The organism is uncultured Anaerobiospirillum sp. (genome assembly GCF_902485895.1).
Classification (GTDB): domain Bacteria; phylum Pseudomonadota; class Gammaproteobacteria; order Enterobacterales; family Succinivibrionaceae; genus Anaerobiospirillum; species Anaerobiospirillum succiniciproducens.
This window is the reverse complement of sequence record NZ_CABTML010000021.1, coordinates 1-18,424: the sequence shown is the minus strand read 5'-3', so window position 1 is coordinate 18,424 and position 18,424 is coordinate 1. Positions and strand designations below refer to the sequence as shown.

5 protein-coding genes are annotated in these 18,424 nt (G+C 44.6%); 1 reads left to right on the top strand and 4 read right to left on the bottom strand.

Annotation, left to right across the window (positions count from 1 at the left end):
• Nucleotides 1–408: 408 nt before the first annotated feature.
• The 4 genes from hrpA to malQ form a co-directional block, all read right to left on the bottom strand.
• On the bottom strand, nt 409–5,901 hold the full coding sequence (hrpA, locus tag RDO37_RS01850; RefSeq protein ID WP_308497921.1) for an ATP-dependent RNA helicase HrpA: 5,493 nt from the start codon (nt 5,899–5,901) through the stop codon (nt 409–411).
• 593 nt (nt 5,902–6,494) lie between these two features.
• Nucleotides 6,495–8,681, bottom strand: coding sequence for a glycogen debranching protein GlgX (glgX, locus tag RDO37_RS01845; protein WP_308497920.1), 2,187 nt, complete (start codon nt 8,679–8,681; stop codon nt 6,495–6,497).
• An 822-nt stretch (nt 8,682–9,503) separates the two neighbouring features.
• Complete coding sequence (gene glgB, locus RDO37_RS01840; RefSeq protein ID WP_308497919.1) at nt 9,504–11,717, bottom strand: 1,4-alpha-glucan branching protein GlgB; 2,214 nt, start codon at nt 11,715–11,717, stop codon at nt 9,504–9,506.
• 1,092 nt (nt 11,718–12,809) lie between these two features.
• Entirely contained in the window at nt 12,810–15,047 is a 2,238-nt protein-coding gene (malQ, locus tag RDO37_RS01835; protein WP_308497918.1) for a 4-alpha-glucanotransferase, read from the bottom strand.
• A gap of 1,196 nt (nt 15,048–16,243) precedes the next feature.
• Between malQ and gap the strand changes: the two genes are divergently transcribed.
• Complete coding sequence (gene gap, locus RDO37_RS01830) at nt 16,244–17,251, top strand: type I glyceraldehyde-3-phosphate dehydrogenase (RefSeq protein WP_308497917.1); 1,008 nt, start codon at nt 16,244–16,246, stop codon at nt 17,249–17,251.
• The last annotated feature ends 1,173 nt before the right edge of the window (nt 17,252–18,424 follow it).

Here is an 18,424-nt window from a genome sequence, read left to right as displayed (position 1 = left end):
TTGAGCGCAGAACGTTACCATTACATACTTAAAATACATACTATTCGAGCATCCTGTTTTCATATTGAATGCGATTAATAGGCTGTTTCTTAATTACTTAGGCAACTCCCCAATGTCAGAGACCTCTATCGCCAAGCACTTGCTGCTTGGACAATAATCATTAAAAAGGCCTGCAGTACACAACTGACAGGCCTTTTTTATATCAACTTTCACCATCAGCCATCGTTTTGCATTAATGCAGCGCTTGCTACGCTAACAAGTGCTGATGGTGGACATGGTTATTTAGCTGTATAGCTCTTTTGGTAGCTTAGTTCTACATCTGGACTTAAGTCTACTTTGGGCTTAAGTCTCCTTGGGCTTAATTATGCCTTGTGCTTAAGTCTAGTTGTGGGCTTAGTCTACCTTTAGCTATTTGTGCGGTGGGTATTCCTTCTGAATGCGCTGCAACTCGGTGTAGATACGCTTATCGGAAATTGGGCCGATAACACCAAGATGCTGAGCAAAGTAAGAAACACGGAGCTCCTCAATCATCCAACGTACATCCTTAAGTGGAGGTGGCAGTAAGTCAGTATGGTATGACTTAACTACTTTCTCATACTCGTCATCTAAGTTCTCGAGAGTACGCATGTACATCTGATCGCGCACCACATCGCGATTGAGTCTTTGAACACGCTCTAAGGCAGCCTGTAAGTAGCGAGGCATTTCCTTTAAGTGCTCAGGACCACAATCGGAAATAAAGCCCTTATAAATAAGGCTATCAAGCTGATGGTTAAGGTCTGCATAAGATCTTGCCAAGTCAAACGAGATATTGCCCTTTAATAGACGCTTTAACTCATGAGCCTTAACTAAGCTTTGTTCTACTACATTGGCAACAGCTAAAGCCTCATCATTAAGCTCACCGCGAACAATCTCGCGAATGCGGTTAAAGTTATCCTCATCCCAAGGCACACCACCATTGCGCTCCATGATGTTGCTAATCGCACACAACATCAAATCAAAGATCAGTTCTTTGATAGAGCCAAGTGGCTGATAGTACATGGAGAGCTTGGCTCGATTTGGCAGATGAGTCTCAAGATATGAAGTTGGGGTCTTTAAGCTTAAAGCAATCAGCTTAACAGAACCTGCTCTCATCGCACGCTCTTGACGCTGTGGATTGTCATAGAGCTCTAAAGTTACACCATCGCCGTGATCTGTTAGCGCCGGATATGCTGTAATACGCAGTGATCCTTGCTTAGTAACTTGCTCACGCTTAATGGTGCCATACTCCCATGAGGTAGCTGGAGGAGCAACCTGATGAGTCTTAACTACCTGATGTAAGACCTCACGAGCCTTGCCTTGAAGTCTTGAAGAAAGCGCGGCAAAGTCCTTACCAAAAGCCATCTCTTTACCATCGACACCTTCAACTGAGAAGTTGACGAATAAGTAAGGCTCAATCAAGCTCTTATCAAAATCCTCAGCAGTAACAATCTCACCGCCCATGCGAGTAAGCTCTTGAGCTACTGCAACAAAGAGGTTTTCAGAAACCACACGCTTGTTCTTGCCTTTAGCACTGTTAGAGGAGTTGTTTGCTAAGCCACCTTGAGCCGCTGCAGCGCCCGCACCTAAGTTAGTGGATGCATGCATAGAGTTGTTCACAGATGCAGCAGAAATGCCTGAAGCATCTGTCTCAATAAAGCTCATAAAGTATGGACGTAAGCTATCTTCTAATGCCTTAGCATACTCAGGTGCCGGAATGAGATTACGGCGTAATCTCTTTGGCAGTGAACGAATCAAGGAGGCAAAAAGCTCCTGACGTAAGCCGTCAATTTGCCATAAGAAGGCATCAGCTTTGACCTGATTTAATACAGTAATTGGGATATGTACTGTAACACCGTCACGATCAGAGCCAATATCGAAGACGTAGCTTAACTTAAAACGCATGGAACCTTGAGACCAGAACTCAGGATAGAGCTTGTCTTCAATGCTCATGATGTCAGTACGTGAGATAGTCTCGTAGCTAAAGTCTAAGAAGTGTGGATCTTCTTTAGACTTAGTGCGCCACCACTTGTCAAAGTCGCGAATATTGCAAATATCGCTTGGGATGCGCTCTGCATAGAACTGCTCTAATGATGAGGCATCTACTAAGAGATCACGACGTCTAACTTTGTCCTCAAGGTACTCTACATCGTCAATCAGCGATAGGTTGTGCTTATAGAAACGATGGTTGCAATCTATATTGCCCTCAACAAAACCATCACGAATCATCAGCTCATGACAGAGTTTTGGATCAATATCCTGATACTGTACTAAACGCTTTTGCACAATTGGCAGACCGTAGATACTACGGGTCAGATAAGCCATCACACAGCCATTCTTCTTAGACCAATGTGGCTCGTTATAGCTATTCTTAATTAAATGCGGAGCTGCAGCTTCGGCATAGCCTGGATCAATAGCCGCAACTGTTCGAGCAAATAGACGAGTAGTCTCAGCAAGCTCAGCAGCACAAAGCCACTTTGGTGGCTTCTTGGCAATTGGAGAGCCTGGGAAAATTAAGAACTTAGTACCACGCGCACCGATATAGTTATTGCCATTAGGCTCAACCATACCAATGTGGCTTAATAAACCAGCAATCAGCGATCTATGAATGGCTTCATACTCAGCTTTCTCGTCATTGAAGTTAAGGCCTAGCATTTGGGCAGATGCTCTTAACTGACGGTGTACATCTAACCACTCACGGACGCGTAAGAATGAGATGAACTCTTGCTTGAGCTGACGGCGCATAGCAGAGTTGCTAAGCGAACCTTGTAACTCACGAATATACTCGTAAAGCTTGAGGTAAGAGAGGAAGTCAGACTTTTCATCAAAGAAGCGCTTGTGATACTGAGTTGCTGCCTCTTTCTTGTCAATTGGATACTCGCGTGGATCCATGACCGCAAGAGCTGAGACAATAACTAACACCTCAGAGAGAGCACGATATTTAGATGCCTCAATAATCATACGACCTAAGCGTGGATCGCATGGCAGTCTTGATAAGGTACGGCCAACTTGTGTGAGCTGTAACTGCTCACCATCTGGACCAAAATTACCCTTGCCAATCACAGTAGCACCAAGTTCATCAAGCAGACGTAAACCGTCGCTTACCTGACGTTGCTGTGGAGCATCAATAAATGGGAAGCTCTCTACTCTACCTAAGCGTAAAGAGGCCATCTGCAGCAATACCGAAGCTAAATTGGTACGCAGAATTTCAGGATCAGTAAACTGTGGACGGCTATCAAAATCATCCTTTGAGTACAGACGTACACAGATACCATCACTCACACGACCGCAGCGACCCTTACGCTGATTTGCACTTGCTTGAGAGACGCGCTCAATTGGCAGACGCTGTACTTTAGTACGTGAGGAATAACGTGAGATACGAGCTAAGCCTGGATCAATAACGTATTTGATACCAGGTACGGTTAAAGAGGTTTCAGCTACGTTAGTAGAAAGAACAATGCGTACACCAGTATGCTCAGTAAAGATTTTGTTTTGCTCAGATGCAGCTAAACGAGCATACAAAGGAACAATCTCGGTATCTTTTAGTCCTGCTTTACGTAAGAACTGTGAGATTTCTAAAATATCACGCTCACCAGGTAAGAAGACTAAGATATCGCCTCTACCACGAGCCATGAGGTAATGAACTGCCTGCAAGATACCCTGTCTAATATCTAAGGTATCTGGAATATCTTGCTCATCGCCATCATTACGTACATTACGTAAAGCTGTAGCACTCTTTAGTGCAGTGCTCTTAGCACCTGCAGTAAGTGAAGTGCTCTTAGCACCTGAAGTATTTGCCCCTGCTGCAGTTTTGATGCTGTTTGATGACTTTAAGCTATTGGCAGCCATACGCAATTGAGCCATGGCACCACCAGCATGCTGATAGTCAGACCACGCACCAGGACCGTTGTCAGCAAGCATGGCATCAATCTGAGCATTGCGCTCCTCTGATCCTGTCTCAAAGCCATTGTCTGAGTAATCACGCTCATAATGACCAGTGCCATCATGTTGCTCAATATATACGCCCTTGTGATCTTCCATTAAAGGCATATACACAACTTCTACAGGATAAGTACGACCTGAAACCTCGATAATTGGAGCACCTCCAAAGTGTTCAGAGAAACGCTCCACATCAATAGTTGCAGAAGTGATGATGAGCTTAAGCTCAGGACGACGAATAAGCAGTGTCTTTAAATAACCCAGTAAGAAATCGATGTTGAGCGATCTTTCGTGGGCTTCGTCGATGATGATGACATCATAGCTAAGTAACTGACGATCAGAAGCAAGCTCAGAGAGCAAGATACCGTCGGTCATTAACTTGATATAGGCCTCAGGTGAGCTAATGTCAGTAAAACGTACCTTGTATGAGACGCTCTTACCTAATTGCTCATGCAGCTCTTCGGCAATACGGGAGGCCACAGCACGTGCGGCTAAGCGACGTGGCTGAGTATGACCAATTAAGCCCTTGATACCAAAGCCAGCCTCTAAACACATCTTAGGAATCTGCGTGGTCTTACCAGAACCAGTTTCACCGGCGATGATAACTACCTGATTTTCCTTAATGGCCTTCACGATCTCTTCACGACGCTGAGATACTGGTAAGGACTCTGGATACTCAAGCTTTGGAACATTGTCACCACGGGCCTTTAGTGACGCAACCTCACTTTCAACCCACTCCTTAAGCTCCTCACGCTTAAGGACAATCTCCTCACTTGCAAGTACATCCTTAAGCAGCTCACGCTTATCTACACCCACGGCAGCAGAGCCGACTGCCGCACCAGCACCCGCCGCCGCACCAGCAGCACCCGCAGCAGCACCCGCTGCCTCATTAGCTGCAGCTGTATCAGCACTATTGGTATCTGAAGCAATGGCAGCTGCTTGAGTTGGAGAGGCTGACGCTGTGGCATGATTAACTGCTGCTGCGCTTGGAGCTGCACCAGTGGATGCATCATCAAACAAAGACTGCATCAAAGCTAAGATGGCCTGATCTAAATCAGTAAGTTTGCGATAGGCAAGACGACGAGATTGGTAGGACATATTGTCCTGATGCTCTCGAACTAATTTGAGAGCATCAAGATCAAAGTATTTACCATCTAAAAGTGGAGCTTTTTTAGCGCCCTTCTTTTCTTTCGTAATCTTGGCATTACGCTCATGCTTGTTCTTTGACTCATGATCCTGACGAGGGCGCTTGTGATCTTTGCGCTCTTCATGGTTGCTGCGTGATCTTTGCTGAGCTTGGTTTTTATAGGAGGCCTTGCGATCTTTACTATCGCGCTCAGACTTGTTAGCAACCTGACGTTCTTGATCTTTTTGGGCGTGCTCGTTTAAGTCCATAGCTTTACGCTGCAGACGGTTTAAAGCACGATCTAAACGCTGTTGCTCAGTATCGTTCTTATTACGATCACTAGAGCGATTACGATTCTTGCTGCCATCATTGCGCTCACGGCGATTTGAGCCACGCTCAGCGCGATTAGTACGCTCACCTTGTTCATGGTGATTAGTGCGCTCTCCTCGCTCGTTGCGATTGCCATCATTAGAGCGCTCAGCACGATCAGCTCTCTGTAAACGATCACGGCGATCTTGTTTTTGAACATGGCTGTTAGTGGCGCGAGCATTATCGTTGTCGCTTGCGGCTAAAACAGAATGGTTGGCACTTTGAGCCTCTAAAGCTTTTGCCTTAAGGGCGTTTTCAGCTGCTGAGGTGAACTTAGCTAAACTTGCTGCTTTTTGCTTGAGCTTGTTAGTAGACTCCTGACCATCTTTCACAATGATGGCATCAGCCTTAGCTTGTGCTAAGTCTGCATTTTGTCTACGCAGTTGCGCTTGTAAATCCTTTAGATCTGAAAAAGAGCTAAATGAATTTGAGGATGAAGATCTACTGCTCATTGCAATGCCCTGTTAATTAGATGCCTCTCGGCATTTGTCAAAAGCATGCTCAACCAAAGGACTAAAACCATTAGCCTCAGGGTGAACTTTGCTCTAAAAAGCGCTCCATTATACCGCACCAATATGCAAACGGCCATTTTGTGGGAAAACAAGACCATCAACGTCATTAGTAACAAGAAGCGTGGCGCTAAACACAGCGAGAGGAACTCAATCTTATTCTAGACCAATGGAGCGCAGCTTAATCTTCATCTAGGCCAAAGGAGTGTAACTTAAGGTTTGTCGTGTGTTCTGCCGCTTTGCCATCATCGTGATGGTGTTGTTTAACTAAGCTTTGCCTTATGGCTTATGGCTTATGGCTCATAAAATGAAAAAGCCACTTAGTTAGAACTTATGTCTAGCTAAGTGGCTTGATGTAGCTGTGAAAGCCTAGTTTAGATTTGAAAGTGTGCTAGAGACCATTTGAATGGGTCGCTAGCGTGTTGCCATGCTACTTGCTGTTGCCAGCTTTTGACTGCAGCTTGTTGCTGGCTGCATTAGATTAGCTTGCTTTGAACAGTGCTGTGAGCTTGGCTAGAAGCAAGGCTATTGCACTCTTAGTATTGGAAACGAGTATTTCCACGAGTGTACTTTTGCAGCATGTTGGAATCGGCCAGCTCGTCAAGAGCTTCCTCGGTGAGCAGCTTGGAGGTCTGTACAGTCTCCATACGCATGATCTTAACGCTATGCGCTGCCACCATGTTTTCAAGACCAGACTCGTTAGAGTATCTACGAGGCTCGCCATCAACTTCTGATGAGTCGATCACTGCAGACCAGTAGCGATCATGGAAAATACTTGGCAGACGGAACATTAAGTCCTTATCTTCGTTGTTAACGATCAGACACCAACGTTCGCCCTTGTTATTGCGATCACCCACATACAGGCAGAAGTGGTTAATCTCAGTTGAGTGCCAATCGGCATCAGACAACAGCGTACCGTTGGACTTTCTCCACTTAGCAATATAGTCATTCTCAAACTTGTAGAAGAAGTCATCAAAGAGGTTAATTTCTTTGAGCACACGAGAGGTATTAAGCACTCGCATCAGCTTGCACAAGTAATCAAGGAAGTAACGTTGCTCTTGTGAGATATTCCAATGATAGTAATTTAAATCATTGTCTTGGCAATAAGAGTTGTTATTACCAAGCTGAGTACGGCTCAGCTCATCACCGCCTAAGAAGTGAGGAATACCTTGAGATATGATGAGAGTAGCCATGAGGTTACGCTTCATCTGCCAACGACGCTTAATCACCTCAGGATCACGGCTTACACCCTCTTCTCCACAGTTGTAAGAGTAGTTTTCGTTAGTACCGTCTGAGTTATTGTCTTGATTGAGCTCGTTGTGCTTGAAGTTATAGGACACTAAGTCCTCAAGCGTGAAGCCATCATGGTAAGTAATGTAGTTTACTGAGGCATTGATAGAGCGTTGGCCCTTAGCAAAGACATCACGCGAGCCTAAGATGCGAGTTGCAAGCTCACCAAGTAAGCCGCGATCACCACGCCAGAACTTACGAACTGCATCTCTATAGCGATCGTTTTGCTCTGACCAACCGCGAGGGAAGCCGCCTAAGTGATAGCCGCCTAAGCCTGGATCCCAAGGCTCAGCCACCATGAGAGCATGCTGAATTTCTTCATTAGCAAAGCATGCCTTAAAGAAGCCGCAGTTTGAGTCGAAGGCATAGTATGAGCCGGCATGCGACTCACGACAGATGGTTACGGCTAGATCAAAGCGGAAGCCATCGACGCGCATCTCATTGAGCCAATACTTAAGGCTGTCAATGATAAGACGAGTTGAGATTATGCTGTCGGCATTAAATGAGTTACCGCAACCTGTAGCATTGATATAGTTTGCATAATCTAATGAGCGATCTTGCTTCGGCTCATAGGCATAGTAGTTACGAGCATCTAAGCCCTTGTAGCTAAGCACCGGACCATCAATACCTGCCTCTGCAGTATGGTTAAACACCACATCCAAAATCACGGCAATACCGTTTTTGTGGAAAGTCTTAACCATGGTCTTAAACTCGTTGATCGCATTGAGCGGATCACAAGCATACTCTGGATTTGGAGCCATGAAGCATACTGGATTGTAGCCCCAGTAATTCTTTAAGCCGCGTTTAACTAAAAATGGCTCACTCATAGAGGCAGCGACAGGCATTAACTGAACAGTAGTAATGCCTAAACGCTTTAAGTGCTCAATCACGCTCTCATGGCACATACCTAAGTAAGTGCCTCTGTGATTAAGCGGAACTTCTTCTTTGAGCTTAGTCATGCCCCTGACGTGAGCTTCATACAAGATTACGTCAGCACGATCACGGAAGACTTTCTTAACACCTTCCCAGTTAAAGTCATCGTTACCAACAATCACTGCCTTTGGAATAAATTCCTCGGAGTGATTGAGATACATATCCTCATCGTAGTTAAACGGCTTAGTGAGCAACTTAGCATATGGGTCGACTAAATAACGACCCTCTTTAAAGTAAAAGCCCTGATTAGGATCATTTGTGCCTCTAGTTTCCAAGGCATAGCAGTCTCCGGCCTTAGCACCTTTGATAAAGCCATACCAAACACCGCCTTTCTGTTGACCTAGCGGAAAAGATCCAAGCTTTACTTCTTTTTTGCTGTATAAGTGAACTACAACTTCAGCTGCATCAGGTGCCCAGATACTAAAGTAGCAACCATCATCATATAAAGTTGCTCCTAGTCCAGTTTGACGCATTCGATCTTCAGATACAAACTCGAGCATTCATCGCTCCTTATGAAAGCACTTAAAGAGCAATCTAATAACCTGCCAATCCCCAGAGCATAAATGAGCATATCAAGGCGCATCCATGTACTAAAGTTAAGGTGCTCATACTTTCACTACTTTATCTTAAAGCTACACAACTCGCTTTGTAGCAACAAGATATGCCCATCAAGAGGGCTGACAGATCAAAACATGAAACTTAACTTGGGAACAGTAGAACTAGTCCTCTATAAGTTTTTCAACAATGGCACTTGAGCTTTGTTACCACAGTAAGTTTTAGTGCTGCGTTAAAGGAACGCATCTTAAACACTACCTCCATGGTTTTAAGTGGTGCGAGGCACCTAAAGCCACCAAGTATTAAAACATACCAAATCCTTGTTAGTATTATGCTGCAATGACGCGCCATCGGCTCATTAACAATGCAAACTGGTGATACATAATCGATATAGATCACATAGATAAATGAATTTGACGGCCTCATAAGCTGCCTACGCGCCAAATGTGTACACAACCAAGCTAGCAAAGCGGCACATTAAGTAACAATCTCTTGCATCCAAAGCCACAAAAGCAAACCAACCCCAAACACATTTGTAAAAGCCAAAAGAGTCCCCGCCTGCCAAACAACAAAGGTATTAAGAGGCAAAGAACCAAGGGATTAAGAGGCAAACAAAATAGCTCTTACAGGCAAACAACAAGAGGCCCCTGTATCTTAATAATTTGCTACAGGCCAAAATGACAAAGCCCAGCACTAGGCTGGGCTATTTTGCAGCTTATTAAGCTGCATTATCCATAACTAAAAGCGATGAGATGTGCTAGATCTGATTAATCACCAACACGCTTGATGAAGACAGTAGCTAAAGGTGGCAGATCAAGCACTAAGGAGTGGTACTGACCTTGCCATGAGATATTGGAAGCTACCATGCTCTCTGGGCCTGTTGAGTAGCCTGAGCCCCAGTACTTCTTGTCATCAGTGTTAAATACCACCTTGTAAGTACCAGGACGTGGTACACCAAGACGATAAGCAACATATGGAACTGGAGTGAAGTTGGAGACCATCATGATCTCATCCTTCACATTGCCGCTCTTAGCAGCGTTGCCACCCTTTTCAGGCAGAGTACGCAGCATTGCAAATACAGAGTGCTCAGCATCAGATACGTCGAGCCAGCGGAAGCAGTCAGGATCGTAATCGTTAGCCCACAGTACTTCGTTTTGCTGATAGAAGTGGTTTAAGTCCTTAACTAAGGCCTGTACACCCTTATGCTTGTCGTACTGGAGTAACCACCAATCTAAGCCGGCATCATGGTTCCACTCGTTGCCCTGGGCAATTTCAGTACCCATGAAGTTGAGCACCTTGCCTGGATGGCCGTACTGGTAAGCTAAGAATGAGCGCAGATTTGCTGCCTGCTGCCACTCGTCACCTGGCATCTTGTAGAGCATGGAGTGCTTACCATGAGTTACCTCATCGTGAGAAATAGAGAGGATGAAGTTCTCGTTGTAAGCGTAGATCATGGAGAATGACATTTCGCCATGATGGTACTTTCTAAAGTATGGATCCTGCGCCATGTACTCAAGGCTATCGTGCATCCAACCCATGTTCCACTTAAAGCCGAAGCCTAAGCCGCCAGTGTAAGTAGGACGGGAAACGCCGGTAAAGGCGGTGGACTCTTCAGCGATGGTAACTGCACCTGGATACTTAGCGTAAACAGTCTCGTTAAACCACTTTAAGAAAGAAACAGCTTCGTAGTTGATGTTACCGCCGTTAACGTTAGGAATCCACTCACCATCCTTACGTGAGTAATCCCAGTAAAGCATAGAAGCAACAGCGTCTACACGCAGGCCGTCAATGTGGTAGTAATCAAGCCAAATTAAGGCTGAGGCTACTAAGAAGTTACGTACAGTATCACGGCCAAAGTCGTAGATTAAGGAGTTCCAATCTGGGTGCCAACCACGACGTGGATCTTCGTACTCATAAACTGGAGTGCCGTCAAAGCGAGCTAAGCCGTGAGCATCAGTTGGGAAGTGAGCAGGAACCCAATCTAAAATCACACCGATATTGTTACGGTGGCAGGTGTCAACGAAGAACTTAAAGTCATCGATGCCGCCAAAGCGTGAGGTTGGAGCAAACAGACCAGTTGGCTGATAACCCCATGAGCCAGAGAATGGATATTCCATTACAGGTAGCAGCTCAATGTGGGTATAGCCCATTTCCTTACAGTAATCTACAAGCTCCTTGGCAAGCTCACGGTAATTTAAAGAAGAACCGTCAGCCTTACGCTTCCAAGATGCTAAGTGCACCTCGTAGATGGACATTGGGCGAGAGAGCTTGTCACACTGCTGAGACTTTTGCCACTCCTGATCATGCCACTCGTAAGTAGTCTGATCGGAAATGATAGAAGCAAAGGATGGATACTGCTCGTGGTAGAAACCAACAGGGTCAGCCTTGTGAGGCAGGCGATTGCCGTTATTATCCTTGATTTCAAATTTATAGCGCTGGCCTGCACCTAAATCAGGTACGAATAATACCCAGTGGCCAAGTAAGGAGCGAGCCATTGGGTGACGACGGCCATCCCAGAAGTTGAAGTCGCCGATTACAGCTACAGAAGTTGCAGAAGGTGCATAAACGGCAAACTTAGTACCCTTTACCTTGACGCCATCAACTTCTAACTCAATTAACTGAGCGCCTAAAGTCTTATAGATGTTCTCAGGGCTTTCGTACATGGTGTTAAGACCGTAGAAAGCCTCATCGCGGAACTGATATGGGTCTACAATTTCGATCTTAGAGTCGTTGTAGACTACTTCAAATACATAGTGGAAAGGAGCCTTGACATCTTCCAGGACCTTCTCAAACAGGCCATCTGGATTGATGACATTGAGTACACAGATTTCCTCCTTGCCCCTTAAAGTTAAAGCACGGCAAGACTTTGCACCTGGCAACCAAGCTCTGAGAACAAAGCCGTTACCATTAGGGTTTGGTTGCAAGCCTAATACTTCAAAAGGCTTAGCAAGACGTGCACTGTTGAGTTCATCAATAAGCATTCTCAAGCTCCTTAACATTGCGATAGGTTAGAAAAACTGGTCTCAAGCTCGTAACAGCTAGGCTAAAGATACCTATCTACCTAACCACTAGAAACTAAAAGCCCAAGGTACCTTTAAAACCATGCTTTTAGCTACAGTAGTTTTGACCAAGTTTATAGAGCGCAAACTAAGCTGCGCAACAAACCTATCTGCAGTATCTGACCTTAACACGTATACAGGTCAGAACAATCAGCGCCTTATTCTCTTAACAACAAGCCCAGTGGCGTAAAATCAAAGCTAAGCTCTTGATGGAGCTTATGTGTCCACGCCCAACCGTGAAGTATGCAATTGCCTCTAAGGTAAAGAGTACTCTTATTGTCAATGTACTAAGGCAAAATGTCGCCAAGAACTTTATGTAAGCTCTCAGCAACAAATGGTGTGCTCGTTATAGCACAGTCATATGAAATCGGTTTTAAGATGAATCTAGGCAAGTAATAAACGCTAATGAGGCCACATAGCCTCTCAAGCTACGCCTTAGCGTAGCAGTGCTACCTTTGCTTAGATATCACATCACAATAGTCACCAAGCTAAATGCATCAAAGGATATGCATAACTACAATGACACTTTTTCATGTCTAATATACTTAGAGAATGTCTTTGACGCCATATAATCCACTTTTAGCCTTAAAACAGTGCAAAAGTGATAAATATACAGTGCAAAGAACACGATAGATACTACATGTCTCAAAGTATATTTTGACCTGTTATAACTATAGTACAGACCAAAGTACAGTGCGCTAAGACTTGCTCGGTTACGTGGCCAAGCTCGCAATATTTACGCAGCAAATTTTCAAAAGTGTTAGCAAGGTAGCGTATTGGCAATGTTTTCAATGCCATTGCTGCTCTAGTATTGAGCACACTAACAACATCTTTTCGCTTTATGTGGGGTGTTGGTTTTACTTCATTCAACATTTTTAGAGCGCACAAAACAAAAGAGACCAGTACAAAAATGCACTAGTCTCTTTAGTATCAACCTCTAGTTACGCATCTTGCCAAGCTTAGGATATGTATTTGTTGGCTCTATCCTAGATGACACAGGCGCTTAGACATTATTTAGTAGAGGTGATGAGGTCTTTCATCGCGAGCTTCAGTCATGGCATTAGTTAAGTAGCGGACAAAGCTATCTTTTTCGATGTCCTCAATGTTAACTGTGAGCTTACGACGCCAGTTTGGATACTCGCGGAAGGTGCCTGGAACGTTAACTGGCTTTAAGACACCAATCCAGTCCTCGATCTGGGATGAGAACATGGCGCATGAACCACGACACATATGCTTTTCTAAAGCCACGATTAAGGCCTCAGTCATCTCATCGATTTCATGGGCACGGCGAGGTACATCATCACCTGCTGAACCTAGGCCATGGAGGCTGTCGAGAATACGCTGTTTTGCCTCCATACGATCTTGCGAAATACGCTGTGCAATCTCATCAGTGAAGATGCCAAGCTTATTGCTAAGCTCAATATCATAATGAGACCACCAACCAACTAAGGTTGCCATATCGTGAGTGGTTAATGCAGATAATGCTTGAGGCTCATAATCTTGTGGAGCAATAAAGCCACCATCAGCTGCACGCTCGCCAAAGAAGAGCTTATAAGAGTATGCACCGACTTCTTTAAGAGCTACGCGTAACTCCATAGGAATGGTGCCTAAGTCCTCGGCAATGATGAGGCACTTATTACGCTGAGACTCTAAAGCTAAGATACCTAACCAATCGTGCATATTGTTATAAACATAGGCACCATCAGTTGGCTTGTGATCTTGTGCTACCCACCAGAAGCGATAGAGGCCTGCTGCATGGTCAATACGCAGTGCACCACATGACTTCATATTGGCTTGATATAAAGAAATGAGCTGACGATAGCGGCTACGACGCAGTGCATGCGGCTCCATTGGAGCAAGACCCCATGACTGGCCTAATGGGCCTAATGGATCAGGTGGAGCACCTACCTCAGCAGCGCCACGATAGATATTGTCAGTATCAGCCCAAACGTCACATGAGCCTTCAGATACGCCTACAGCTAAATCGCGGTAAGTACCTAAGATCATGCCTGACTCTTTGGCTGAGGCATAAGCCTCTTCAAGCTGCTCAGCAGCAATGAACTGTAAGTAGCAGTAGAAGTAAACTTGCTCTTGATGCTTTTCACGCCATAAAGAGACAAAGGTGGAGTTGCAGTCTTGATACTCTTTAGGGAATTTTCTCCAGCCCCAGGCATTTTCACCTTGTGAATAAAGCTCACGCTGCAGTGCATCGTAAGTAGCCATATTCAAAAGTGACTCGCCGCCTTGATCCATGAAGTCAACAAACTTCTTACCGCGTGAAGTGCGCTTATCAAGCATACGAGATGAATCAAAGATCATCTCTAAGACCTTGAGCTTTAACTCAAGCACAGCACGATAATCAACGAACTCGCGATCACGTAAAGCTTGCAGCTTCTTGGCAAAGGCTGGGGATTCAACTAAATCACGGGCTGCCTTATTGTTGATGTACTCAGGAATATCATTAACAGCAATATAAATGATATTAAGCCAGCGACGTGAAGATGGAGAGTAAGGGCTGACCATGTCAGGATCAGGATTAGCTGGATAGCCTGCATGCAGTGGGTTTAAGCCCACAAAGTGACCACCACGATCATGAACCATCTTAAGTACGCTCTTAAGATCATGGAAATCACCCACGCCCCAGTTATGACGAGAGCGAATAGAGTACAGCTGAATAGAGGCACCCCACAGCTTTTTACCTGACTTCATCTCATCAGGTACATAGCAGCGCAGTGGAGTTGCAATTAAAGACTGCTTGATCGAGTCCTTAACAGTTACACCATCTTTAATCTGTACAGAGAAAGTGTGATAGCCCCAAGGCAGGGTTACCTTGCGTGGCAGTACATCAGGCAAGATGATACGACGGATGTCGTAAGTACGGTCTTGCACTGTAATGTAATCAGCAATCTCAATTTCCTCTAAAGGCACAGTGTCGCAATACTCTGTACCGTCTTCGAGGACTAAATTCCAAGTAAGTTGTGCAGCCTCAGAGAGATTTTCTGGAGTGCGCATATAAATGAAAGGACGCTCGCCTTCACGAATCACGCATACAGGATCTAAGATCTCCTGATATGGCAAGAGCTCCTCTTTAAGTGCACGCTCTTCAAGAGCTGCGTTGTCGCTCAGATCATAGCCCATGGCCTGCAGAGTAGCCATACGAGCATCTGATGAGATTATTGTAGGCTTGCCAGTGCAATCGACATAATCACGGGCAATGCCCATTCGGTCTGCAAAGTTTTCTAAATCAATCATCTAAAAACACCACGGCTTAGCCCTCTTGCAAAAGACAACCCTCAGACAGTCTTTTGCTAGAGGCCTAATGCCTCTAAAACAAGTGGATTGAGCATCCTCATCATCTATCCAAACCTTAAGTATAAAAAACACAATAGTTAAGCAACAATGATGAGTATAGACACTTATGCTACATGCTAACGCATCGACAAACTTTCCGCATTGCATTGCATCAAACTTTTCATCATCTACACGCACAAAATCCGAAATTTGCACCTCAACACAGCAAATAAAGTCAGAAAAACCAACAAACCAGTCAAGCAAACTGCCAAAACCAAAATACAAAGAGCCATATCTCACCATATAAATAGGAATCTAGATAGGAAACTAGATAGGAAACTAGATAGGACACGAGGCCCAAACTAAGAAACAACTAAATGGATAAAACTAAACAGATCTCTACATAAACTATGTGGTGGAATGGCAAGGCAAAACAGCGCTCTAAAGTTTCCTAGCTACTTACTAGAGAGAGAGAGAGAGAGCTATGGCTGCAACTCAATATAGCGCTATTGAATATAAGCATCTTCATTTACTACTAATGAGGTAATGGCACTTTTTCATGCTTATACAGGTGCAAATTTGCATCTACTTTGGTGCAAGAGGGTATTGATGACAATTAATTGCGGTAAACAAGCAAAAATATGGCAAATTTGCGATCTACCACAAAGTCTTAGCAAAGAGTTGAGTCAACGGCAAAAGTTGGCATTTATATGCGCATTTGAATGGAGACTAATACAAAGTCCGATACAGGGCCGATGCGTTAAAGAAAGTCTATGGTTTTGCTCATATCAATGAACATTGCGAAACGACTGCAAAATTTTGCAGTCTTAAACCGCAAAATGAGTGCAAAACCAGGCCTGGATTATTACAAAATTTGTAAAAGTGGCTCATTTACATCAAATCACGGCATACGGTCGTCGTACAAGATTAAGATACTAACTAATAGTATCTAGTCTCGCTGCCACTCACAGCCATTGTAATAAAGCTCATATATATCCCCCTTTTAGCTGCTTAAAAAGTTGGATTTATGAAAATTGCAAAGATGTATTGACAAGATCAAGCTCTATTGAAAATTCTTTGCATCTTGAAAATCTTAAAAAGCAGCGTATATTAGTAATCACATTTTCTAGTAACCACACAGATTTAGGTGACTAACAATGATTAAAGTTGGTATTAACGGTTTTGGCCGTATCGGTCGTTTCGTTTTCCGTGCTTCCATCTACCGCCCAGAGCTCGGTATCCAGGTTGTAGGTATTAACGACTTACTCCCACCTGAGTACATGGCTTACATGCTCAAGTACGACACCATGCACGGCGCTTTCAAGGGCACCGTTGACGTACAGGACGGCAACTTAGTTGTTAACGGCAACGTAGTTCGTGTTACCGCTGAGCGTGACCCTGCACAGTTAAAGTGGGGCGATATCGGCGCTGAGTACGTTGTTGAGTCAACTGGCTTATTCTTAACCGACGAGAAGGCACGTAAGCACATCGAAGCCGGCGCAAAGCGCGTTGTTATGTCAGCTCCTTCCAAGGACTCAACCCCAATGTTCGTTGTTGGCGTAAACGACAAGGATTACGCTGGCCAGGACATCGTTTCCAACGCTTCTTGCACCACCAACTGCTTAGCTCCTTTAGCTAAGGTTATCAACGATAACTTCGGTATCGATTTAGGCTTAATGACCACCGTTCACTCAACTACCGCTACCCAGCGTACTGTTGACGGCCCATCCTTAAAGGATTGGCGCGGCGGCCGTGGTGCTTCTCAGAACATCATCCCATCCTCAACCGGTGCTGCTAAGGCTGTAGGTAAGGTTATCCCAGAGTTATCTGGCAAGTTAACCGGCATGGCTTTCCGTGTTCCTACCGCTGACGTTTCCGTAGTTGACTTAACCGTTACCTTAAAGAAGGGCGCTAAGTACTCCGAGATCTGCGAGTGCTTAAAGGAAGCTTCTGAGACCTCAATGAAGGGTGTATTAGCTTACACCGCTGATGAAGTTGTTTCTTCAGACTTCTTAGGCAACACCCACACCTCTATCTTCGACGAGAAGGCTGGTATTGCTTTAACCGACAACTTCGTTAAGTTAGTATCTTGGTACGACAACGAAATCGGTTACTCCAACAAGGTTCTTGAGTTAATCCGTTCTATCGCTGACTCAGGCAAGTAATCGTTTGTAACTTGCATTAGCAAGTAAACAAATAAAAGGAAGGGGAGCTCGTTCTCCCCTTTCTTTTTTGCTTTTTGGAAAGCACAAAATTAAAACTGCAGCTCATGCAGTGCTTACTTAAAAGCAACTCTTTCAGGCAAAGTAAGATTACCTTTAGTCATGATTTGCTGTAAGTCATTATGTACTGCGCATCATGATCCACTGTACGTTAGATGTACTGATCGTCACAATCCACTGCACTTAGCAGCAGCGCAAGAGATCATCTGACTTGCTTAAGTAGCTTACTTATAGGCCTCAAGTTTCACTAGGCAGCTGTCACAGCAACCCCAGCCTAGATTTGCAGACTCATAAGTTCAACAAAAGCTAAGTTATTAAACCTAGCTTCTGACATGCACTTTAGTCTGCTTGCTCAAGTACGAAACGACTCAGCCGTTTTCTGTTGAGCACAATCTCATCTGCACTTAACCAATGATGTTATTTGCATGATGAAACGGTTTCGAGGCATTGCCTCCCAACTTCAACAAGTTACCAAAGCATCTTCTGTGCTTTTTGTTTCTTGTTACCAATTAATCTGTGTGTTTTGCGCCCTTTTCAGGGCGCGCTTTGACACGCCAAAAATCTCCCCACTATTCCCTACTCTTTTATACTTCCCATTCTTCCTGTTAATTGCTCTTCGCTTTTAAGCAGCAGCCTATTCTCACTGTATGCTCGCCATCAATCAAATCGCACCGATACCCAGAATAGCATCTTGAACTCGCTATCTAGCAGCTCCCTAACTTAGGTCTTTTCATACATTACGAGTTGGCAAAACAGATGAAAGGTGTACGTATGGCTACTTGATTGCTACAGACAACGCTTTGGTGCAGTTCGTGTGGCTACTTGATTGGCACAAAGCCGATTTGATTGAGGTCGTGATGATGGATGATTGGTACAGAGGCCAGAGCATGCCTATTGACTGATTGCATGTCTTGCATCTGTCTCCTTTGGTCAATGTTTTTTATAGATCTAGGGAGCTAGGCATACTGGCCTGATGAGGGGCTGCAGCATATGCATGCTGCGCCCCTTTTGGCTTTATAAGCTAATCTAAGTCTGAGCGATACAGGTAACCTCTGTTACTATAGCTATATCTCCGGCACTTCCTCTAAATCTTCTGAAACACTGACAGGCATATCT